Origin of the sequence: Escherichia sp. AM3, assembly GCF_032029835.1 — a bacterium.
In the GTDB taxonomy this organism is placed as follows: Bacteria; Pseudomonadota; Gammaproteobacteria; order Enterobacterales; family Enterobacteriaceae; genus Escherichia; species Escherichia coli.
The window spans coordinates 19028-27338 of the sequence record NZ_JAVUPQ010000054.1; the positions used below are offsets into that span (position 1 = coordinate 19028).

The 8311-nt window shown below is 50.8% G+C and carries 9 protein-coding genes and 2 pseudogenes; 6 read left to right on the top strand and 5 right to left on the bottom strand.

Annotated elements, in window-relative coordinates; all coding sequences use genetic code 11:
* Window positions 1-16 precede the first annotated feature (16 nt).
* On the top strand, window positions 17-1435 hold the full coding sequence (gene dcm / locus RTW80_RS17275; RefSeq protein WP_001157238.1) for a DNA-cytosine methyltransferase: 1419 nt from the start codon (window positions 17-19) through the stop codon (window positions 1433-1435).
* The gene (gene vsr / locus RTW80_RS17280; RefSeq protein WP_000786006.1) at window positions 1416-1886 is read left to right on the top strand and encodes a VSPR family DNA mismatch endonuclease; all 471 of its coding nucleotides are present in this window, start codon (window positions 1416-1418) and stop codon (window positions 1884-1886) included. The genes dcm and vsr overlap by 20 nt, the downstream gene beginning before the upstream one ends.
* Here the strand turns inward: vsr and yedA are convergent.
* Window positions 1875-2795: a drug/metabolite exporter YedA gene (gene yedA, locus RTW80_RS17285; RefSeq protein ID WP_063119143.1), complete on the bottom strand. Its 921-nt coding sequence runs from the start codon at window positions 2793-2795 to the stop codon at window positions 1875-1877. The genes vsr and yedA overlap by 12 nt on opposite strands.
* 172 nt (window positions 2796-2967) lie before the next feature.
* On the opposite strand from yedA, the gene RTW80_RS17290 reads away from it, so the two are divergent.
* The 3 genes and pseudogenes from RTW80_RS17290 (at window position 2968) to dgcQ (ending at window position 6078) form a co-directional block, all read left to right on the top strand.
* Window positions 2968-3885, top strand: a complete 918-nt coding sequence (locus RTW80_RS17290; protein ID WP_000922682.1) for a DUF808 domain-containing protein — start codon at window positions 2968-2970, stop codon at window positions 3883-3885.
* A gap of 78 nt (window positions 3886-3963) precedes the next feature.
* The gene (locus RTW80_RS17295; RefSeq protein ID WP_000009307.1) at window positions 3964-4146 is read left to right on the top strand and encodes a YodC family protein; all 183 of its coding nucleotides are present in this window, start codon (window positions 3964-3966) and stop codon (window positions 4144-4146) included.
* Between the two features lie 237 nt (window positions 4147-4383).
* Window positions 4384-6078, top strand: a pseudogene (gene dgcQ / locus RTW80_RS17300) (cellulose biosynthesis regulator diguanylate cyclase DgcQ).
* Here dgcQ and RTW80_RS17305 read toward each other — a convergent pair.
* Together RTW80_RS17305 and yodD are read right to left on the bottom strand one after the other, a co-directional pair.
* Window positions 6075-6890, bottom strand: coding sequence for a mannosyl-3-phosphoglycerate phosphatase-related protein (locus RTW80_RS17305; protein WP_000491517.1), 816 nt, complete (start codon window positions 6888-6890; stop codon window positions 6075-6077). The pseudogene dgcQ and the gene RTW80_RS17305 sit on opposite strands and share 4 nt — an antisense overlap.
* A gap of 297 nt (window positions 6891-7187) precedes the next feature.
* Window positions 7188-7415, bottom strand: coding sequence for a peroxide/acid resistance protein YodD (yodD, locus tag RTW80_RS17310; RefSeq protein ID WP_000844800.1), 228 nt, complete (start codon window positions 7413-7415; stop codon window positions 7188-7190).
* 162 nt (window positions 7416-7577) lie between these two features.
* On the opposite strand from yodD, the gene dsrB reads away from it, so the two are divergent.
* A complete protein-coding gene (dsrB, locus tag RTW80_RS17315) occupies window positions 7578-7766 on the top strand; it encodes a protein DsrB (RefSeq protein WP_000867217.1) in 189 nt (62 codons plus the stop codon).
* A 43-nt stretch (window positions 7767-7809) separates the two neighbouring features.
* Here dsrB and rcsA read toward each other — a convergent pair.
* A pseudogene (gene rcsA, locus RTW80_RS17320) lies at window positions 7810-8247 on the bottom strand (transcriptional regulator RcsA); the annotation flags it as partial.
* A 5-nt stretch (window positions 8248-8252) separates the two neighbouring features.
* The gene (locus tag RTW80_RS31445) at window positions 8253-8309 is read right to left on the bottom strand and encodes an IS1 family transposase (protein WP_003032489.1); all 57 of its coding nucleotides are present in this window, start codon (window positions 8307-8309) and stop codon (window positions 8253-8255) included.
* Window positions 8310-8311 lie beyond the last annotated feature (2 nt).

The window sequence follows — 8311 nt, forward strand, 5'->3', positions numbered from 1 at the left end:
ATGGCCGGTGAAATCTATGCAGGAAAATATATCAGTAACCGATTCATACAGCACCGGGAATGCCGCACAGGCAATGCTGGAGAAACTGCTGCAAATTTATGATGTTAAAACGTTGGTGGCGCAGCTTAATGGTGTAGGTGAGAATCACTGGAGCGCGGCAATTTTAAAACGTGCGCTGGCGAATGACTCGGCATGGCACCGTTTAAGTGAGAAAGAGTTCGCCCATCTGCAAACGTTATTACCCAAACCACCGGCACATCATCCGCATTATGCGTTTCGCTTTATCGATCTATTCGCCGGAATTGGCGGCATCCGTCGCGGTTTTGAATCGATTGGCGGACAGTGCGTGTTTACCAGCGAATGGAACAAACATGCGGTACGCACTTATAAAGCCAACCATTATTGCGATCCGGCGACGCATCATTTTAATGAAGATATCCGCGACATCACCCTCAGCCATAAAGAAGGCGTGAGTGATGAGGCGGCGGCGGAACATATTCGTCAACACATTCCTGAACACGATGTTTTACTGGCCGGTTTCCCTTGTCAGCCATTTTCGCTGGCTGGCGTATCGAAAAAGAACTCGCTCGGGCGGGCGCACGGTTTTGCCTGCGATACCCAGGGCACGCTGTTTTTTGATGTGGTACGCATTATCGACGCGCGTCGTCCGGCGATGTTTGTGCTCGAAAACGTCAAAAACCTGAAAAGTCACGACCAGGGTAAAACGTTCCGCATCATCATGCAGACGCTGGACGAACTGGGCTATGACGTGGCTGATGCAGAAGATAATGGGCCAGACGATCCGAAAATCATCGACGGCAAACATTTTCTGCCGCAGCACCGTGAACGCATCGTGCTGGTGGGTTTTCGTCGCGATCTGAATCTGAAAGCCGATTTTACCCTGCGTGATATCAGCGAATGTTTCCCTGCGCAGCGAGTGACGCTGGCGCAGCTGTTGGACCCGATGGTCGAGGCGAAATATATCCTGACGCCGGTGCTGTGGAAGTACCTCTATCGATATGCGAAAAAACATCAGGCGCGCGGTAACGGCTTCGGTTATGGAATGGTTTATCCGAACAATCCGCAAAGCGTCACGCGTACGCTGTCTGCGCGTTATTACAAAGATGGCGCGGAAATTTTAATCGATCGCGGCTGGGATATGGCCAAAGGTGAGAAAGACTTTGACGATCCGCAGAATCAGCAACATCGTCCACGTCGGTTAACGCCTCGGGAATGCGCGCGCTTAATGGGTTTTGAAGCGCCGGGAGAAGCGAAATTCCGCATTCCGGTTTCGGACACTCAGGCCTATCGCCAGTTCGGTAACTCGGTGGTCGTGCCGGTCTTTGCCGCGGTGGCAAAACTGCTTGAGCCAAAAATCAAACAGGCGGTGGCGTTGCGTCAGCAAGAGGCACAACATGGCCGACGTTCACGATAAGGCCACTCGCAGCAAAAATATGCGCGCGATTGCCACGCGTGATACGGCGATAGAGAAGCGCCTCGCCAGTCTGTTAACCGGGCAGGGCCTGGCATTTCGCGTTCAGGACGCCAGTCTGCCCGGACGTCCGGATTTTGTCGTTGATGAATATCGTTGCGTGATATTTACCCACGGCTGCTTCTGGCACCATCATCACTGCTATCTGTTTAAAGTGCCTGCGACTCGAACCGAGTTCTGGCTGGAGAAGATAAGTAAAAATGTTGAACGCGATCGCCGCGATATCAGTCGTTTGCAGGAACTCGGCTGGCGCGTATTGATTGTCTGGGAGTGTGCATTACGTGGGCGCGAGAAGCTGACGGATGAAGCGCTTACCGAGCGTCTGGAAGAGTGGATCTGCGGCGAAGGTGCCAGCGCGCAGATCGACACGCAGGGGATTCATTTACTCGCTTGATGCGTCCTGAATAACTGGCGCAACTACGGGTTTTGCCGGGAAGAGATATTTTCCCAACGTGACCAGTACCACCGCGAAGACAATTACGCCGAGCGCCAGCCATTCAATCTTCGACAGCGTTTCTCCGCCCAGTCCCGTACCCAGCAAGACCGCGACCACCGGGTTAACGTAGGCGTAGCTGGTGGCGAGAGCCGGACTGACGTTGCGGATTAAATACATATAAGCGTTAATGGCGATAATCGAACCAAACAGCGCCAGATAGCCGACCGCAAGGAAGCCTGAAAGGGAAGGGAGCGCCGTCAGTTTTTCACCTGCAATCATCGACGCGATCATTAACACCACGCCTGCCGCCAGCATCTCAATCGCACCCGCCATCATCCCTACAGGTAAGGTAATGCGCGAGCCATAAACTGAGCCAAACGCCCAGCTAATCGAGCCGATTAAAATCAGAATCGCGCCCCACGGATTGCCGCTTAAATTTCCACCGCTATTGAGCATGATGATTCCGGCAAGCCCAATGGCAATACCCACCCATTCCAGTTTGCGCGTTTTAATGCCAAACAGGCGGCTGAAGCACAGGGTAAAGAGGGGTACGGTTGCAACCACTACGGCGGCGATGCCGGAAGGAACATTTTGATGTTCGGCAACCGTCACCATGCCATTACCGACAGCCAGCAATAACAGGCCAATCAGCGCGGCATTGAGCAGCGGACGTAGCGGGGGGAGTTTGTGTCCGCGCAGTAGCAAAAATGCCAGCAATAAAATACCGGCTGCCTGGAATCGAACGCCCGCCATCATTAACGGAGGCCAGCTTTCCACGCCAATCCGAATGACAAAATAGGTTGAGCCCCAAATGATATACAACGCAAACAGCGCGCCAAAAAGCGGTAACAACTGGCGGAAACGCATAATCCCTCACGGTGGAAATAAAAAGGTGGTTCATAGTAAACGTGAAAATCATTCTGCTGGCGAGAGATATAATTGCACTTGATTGTTAAAAAAATGTTGACCTGTGAAGCAAGTATCAGAGCTGCCGTTTTTGCTTCATACTTACACCCTTCAACAATAAAAATGAGAGGGAATGCTTTTGGCCGGGAGTAGTTTACTGACGTTGCTCGATGATATCGCCACACTGCTGGACGATATCTCCGTGATGGGCAAACTGGCGGCGAAGAAAACCGCCGGTGTATTAGGGGATGACTTATCGCTCAATGCGCAACAAGTTTCAGGCGTGCGGGCCAACCGGGAACTTCCCGTGGTCTGGGGCGTGGCGAAAGGATCGCTGATTAATAAAGTGATTCTGGTGCCGCTGGCGCTGATCATCAGTGCGTTTATCCCGTGGGCGATTACGCCTCTGTTGATGATTGGTGGCGCGTTTCTCTGCTTTGAAGGAGTAGAGAAAGTGCTGCATATGCTGGAGGCGCGTAAACATAAAGAAGATCCGGCGCAGAGCCAGCAGCGTCTGGAGAAGTTGGCGGCGCAGGATCCGCTGAAGTTTGAAAAGGACAAAATAAAAGGGGCGATTCGTACCGATTTTATATTGTCTGCCGAAATCGTCGCCATCACGCTGGGGATTGTGGCCGAAGCGCCGTTGCTTAATCAGGTGCTGGTGCTTTCAGGCATCGCGCTGGTAGTGACCGTGGGCGTCTACGGTCTGGTAGGGGTTATCGTTAAGATTGATGACCTGGGGTATTGGCTGGCGGAAAAATCCAGCGCGCTGATGCAGGCATTAGGTAAAGGGTTATTGATCATTGCGCCCTGGTTGATGAAGGCGTTATCGATTGTCGGCACGCTGGCGATGTTCCTCGTCGGCGGCGGGATTGTGGTACATGGTATTGCGCCGCTGCATCACGCCATTGAACATTTCGCCGGGCAGCAAAGTGCAGTGGTGGCGATGATATTACCGACTGTTTTAAATCTGATTCTTGGATTTATCATCGGCGGCATCGTGGTGCTGGGAGTGAAAGCCGTAGCGAAAATACGCGGTCAGGCACATTAATACTCGCACAGGCTATTATGCAAAATTCGCCATCTTCAACTAAGGTGAACAAGTTTCACTCGAAAAAAGGAGGCGAGTATGAGCTTTATGGTTAGTGAGGAAGTTACGGTTAAAGAGGGCGGCCCGCGGATGATTGTCACCGGATACTCCAGCGGTATGGTTGAGTGTCGTTGGTATGACGGTTACGGGGTCAAGCGGGAAGCTTTTCATGAAACCGAGCTTGTTCCGGGGGAGGGGAGTCGTTCTGCGGAAGAAGTTTGAAAGGGTATCATTAACACCCGACCGGATGTGGCGCTCACGTCGCATCCGGTCGGGTGTGCCAGTGTCTGCACTGAATTGCCTGATGCGACGCTATCGCGTCTTATCATGCCTACGTTATAAAACTATCGATGTCTGTCGCGTCTTATCATGCCACCATTATAAAATTATCGCTGTTTTGCGGTACGCTATCGCCAGGTTATGCCAGAATCATAAAAAAGCAGGTTGGGAGTCGTCAGGGTGCAGCACGAGACAAAAATGGAAAACCAGAGCTGGTTGAAAAAACTCGCACGCCGCCTGGGGCCTGGTCATGTCGTTAATCTCTGCTTTATCGTGGTATTGCTTTTTTCCACCTTGCTCACCTGGCGTGAAGTAGTGGTGCTGGAAGATGCCTATATCTCCAGCCAGCGTAATCATCTGGAAAACGTAGCCAACGCGCTCGATAAGCATTTGCAGTATAACGTCGACAAACTGATCTTTTTGCGTAATGGCATGCGCGAAGCTCTCGTAGCGCCACTGGATTTCACTTCACTGCGTAATGCTGTAACCGAGTTCGAACAGCATCGCGACGAGCACGCCTAGCAAATTGAACTCAACCGACGACGCACCCTGTCAGTCAATGGCGTATCGGATGCATTAGTCAGCGAGGGGAATCTCCTGTCTCGCGAAAATGAAAGCCTCGACAATGAAATTACCGCTGCACTGGAAGTTGGTTACTTGCTGCGACTGGCGCACAACACCTCGTCGATGGTTGAACAGGCGATGTATGTCTCGCGTGCCGGATTTTACGTTTCGACGCAGCCGACCTTGTTTACGCGCAATGTACCAACGCGTTATTACGGCTATGTCACCCAACCCTGGTTTATCGGCCATTCGCAACGAGAAAATCGTCACCGCGCGGTACGCTGGTTTACTTCGCAACCGGAACACGCCAGCAATACTGAACCGCAGGTTACCGTCAGTGTTCCAGTAGACAGTAATAACTACTGGTATGGCGTGCTGGGGATGAGTATTCCCGTGCGTACCATGCAGCAATTTTTAAGAAACGCCATCGATAAAAACCTCGATGGTGAGTATCAGCTCTATGACAGTAAGCTGAGATTTTTGACCTCTTCCAATCCTGACCATCCAACAGGGAATATTTTTGATCCTCGTGAACTGGCCTTGCTGGCGCAGGCGATGGAACATGACACGCGGGGCGGCATTCGTATGGACAGTCGCTATGTTAGCTGGGAACGTCTGGACCATTTCGACGGTGTGCTGGTGCGCGTCCATACGCTAAGCGAAGGCGTGCGCGGCGATTTCGGCAGTATCAGCATTGCATTAACCCTGCTGTGGGCGCTCTTTACCACCATGTTACTCATCTCCTGGTATGTGATTCGCCGGATGGTTAGCAACATGTATGTTCTGCAAAGCTCGTTGCAGTGGCAGGCGTGGCACGACACCTTAACCCGTTTATATAATCGTGGCGCACTGTTTGAAAAAGCCCGTCCGCTCGCGAAATTGTGTCAGACGCACCAACATCCTTTTTCTGTCATTCAGGTCGACCTTGACCATTTTAAAGCGATTAATGACCGCTTTGGTCATCAGGCGGGCGACCGTGTTCTTTCTCATGCTGCCGGATTAATTAGCAGTTCCTTGCGTGCGCAGGACGTTGCCGGGCGGGTCGGTGGTGAGGAGTTTTGTGTGATTCTGCCAGGCGCGAGTCTGACGGAGGCTGCGGCAGTCGCAGAACGTATTCGCCTGAAGTTGAATGAAAAAGAGATGTTGATCGCTAAGAGTACGACGATACGCATCAGTGCCTCGCTGGGGGTAAGCAGCAGCGAGGAAACCGGTGATTATGATTTTGAACAACTCCAGTCACTGGCTGACCGTCGGCTTTATCTCGCTAAACAGGCCGGGCGTAATCGGGTATGCGCGAGCGATAACGCTTAACGGGCGGAGAAAAAATGGTCCAGCCCTTCACGCCAGCCTTCCGGTCCTTCACGCTGCGTTCGCCAGACGCGGGCCGGATCCTCATCATGCAGATGCACCCCTTCACGGTTTAGCCCTTTCACAATCACCGCGTAATCCATTACCTCCAGTAAGGGCGCATCGTTTGGCCCATCGCCCAGGCCAAGTGTGGTTGGGCGTTTGCCTGACAATTGTTGATAAGTCGCGATAATCCAGTTGGCAGCCTGATCTTTTCCGGCAGAGGCATCCAGTACATGCCAGAAGCGCGCACCCTGCATAAACTGTAAGCCCAGTTCGTTCAGACGCGCGGTAAATTGTGCCATACGCTCGTCACTGTCGCGCCAGATTAGCGTTACCGACGCCTCATGAAGCTGCGTCAGCGCCGCCTGGCTACGGCTTAATCCCGTCCATTCGGCGATGGTTGCATCGTCGACATCATCAAAAGTTGTGAATTTAAAATGTTCTTTCTCGCGTAGCGTATTTAAAACCTGGCTGATTTCGCCATGGCTAATACCTGAGATGATGCGTGGAAAACCGTCTATCTCCTGCCATTGTTCAGCAAGCTGGATCACTGCGCCATTCTCTGCAATCAGCGGTAAGCCTTGTAGCCCCAACATTTTTTGCAAGTACAGCATTTCTGCTGAAGTTTTACTACTACACAGAATGACGGGTACATTTGCTTCGCGTAAACGGGTGAGCCAGGGGGCTGCCGGTTGCCAGTCATAACTATGACTATCCAGCAGGGTGCCATCAAGATCGCTAAAAACCAGTAGTGGTTGTTGAATTGAAAACATAGTCGCGCAGTACTCCCCTTACCAGGATGATTCTCAAAACAGCACAAATTATCAAAGATGATTTTTTCGGGAGCGATCCCGCTGACGCCAGAGCCACCAAGGGGTGACGTGCGTCACATTTCTATTCATAAGTAGCGTTAATCATTCATATGGCGAATATTTTCTTGTCAGCGAAAAAAATTGCGGATAAGGTGATGAACACATCAGATTTCCTGGTGTAACGAATTTTTTAAGTGCTTCTTGCTTAAGCAAGTTTCATCCCGACCCCCTCAGGGTCGGGATTTTTTTATTGTGCATTCAACGATTCACTTCAGAGACGCTGAAGTCATGAATATCCAGTTCGAAGGCATCCGCCAATTCACGCCATGTATGATATTCACGTCCATCGACGCTAACGTGTTCAGAATCGTTCTGGCTGCGATGAACTTCGCTTTCGCTAATTTCATTGATCGCCGCCAGCAGGGCATCGACATCGACGCTGACCTCACGTTTTGCGGTATCGCTGTACTCTTTTGCGGTTTTCATCATCTTTCCTCGCAACCGTTACTCTGTTGTTGCCGCCAGTCGTTAAGTCCGCCTGGCATCTCTTAAGTATAGACCGTCGAGAAAATCAGCACTCGCGCGCGGCTGGCGCTGCCAGAAAAACGAAATTGTTCTACACTGGCACAAAGCCACAGGAGGAAAACGATGAAGGTGAATGATCGGGTAACAGTCAAAACGGATGGCGGTCCGCGTCGTCCTGGCGTGGTACTGGCAGTTGAGGAGTTTAGTGAAGGCACAATGTACCTGGTTTCGCTGGAAGACTACCCGCTCGGCATCTGGTTCTTTAATGAAGCAGGGCATCAGGACGGTATCTTTGTGGAGAAAGCAGAGTAATCTTATTCAGCCTGACTGGTGGGAAACCACCAGTCAGAATGTGTTAGCGCATGTTGACAAAAATACCATTAGTCACATTATCCGTCAGTCGGACGACATGGTAGATAACCTGTTTATTATGCGTTTTGATCTTACGTTTAATATTACCTTTATGCGATGAAACGGTCTTGGCTTTGATATTCATTTGGTCAGAGATTTGAATGGTTCCCTGACCTGCCATCCACATTCGCAACATACTCGATTCGGTTCGGCTCAATGATAACGTCGGCATATTTAAAAACGAGGTTATCGTTGTCTCTTTTTTCAGAATATCGCCAAGGATATCGTCGAGAGATTCCGATTTAATCGATTTAGAACTGATCAATAAATTTTTTCTGACCAATAGATATTCATCAAAATGAACATTGGCAATTGCCATAAAAACGATAAATAACGTATTGGGATGTTGATTAATGATGTGCTTGATGTGCTGGTAATGACTCCAACTTATTGATAGTGTTTTATGTTCAGATAATGCCCGATGACTTTGTCATGCAGCTCCACCG

Coding starts and splice junctions, on each gene's coding strand:
- dcm (WP_001157238.1), top strand. CDS start 17: ATGCAGGAAAATATATCAGTAACCGATTCATACAGCACCGGGAATGCC.
- vsr (WP_000786006.1), top strand. CDS start 1,416: ATGGCCGACGTTCACGATAAGGCCACTCGCAGCAAAAATATGCGCGCG.
- yedA (WP_063119143.1), bottom strand. CDS start 2,795: ATGCGTTTCCGCCAGTTGTTACCGCTTTTTGGCGCGCTGTTTGCGTTG.
- RTW80_RS17290 (WP_000922682.1), top strand. CDS start 2,968: ATGCTTTTGGCCGGGAGTAGTTTACTGACGTTGCTCGATGATATCGCC.
- RTW80_RS17295 (WP_000009307.1), top strand. CDS start 3,964: ATGAGCTTTATGGTTAGTGAGGAAGTTACGGTTAAAGAGGGCGGCCCG.
- RTW80_RS17305 (WP_000491517.1), bottom strand. CDS start 6,890: ATGTTTTCAATTCAACAACCACTACTGGTTTTTAGCGATCTTGATGGC.
- yodD (WP_000844800.1), bottom strand. CDS start 7,415: ATGAAAACCGCAAAAGAGTACAGCGATACCGCAAAACGTGAGGTCAGC.
- dsrB (WP_000867217.1), top strand. CDS start 7,578: ATGAAGGTGAATGATCGGGTAACAGTCAAAACGGATGGCGGTCCGCGT.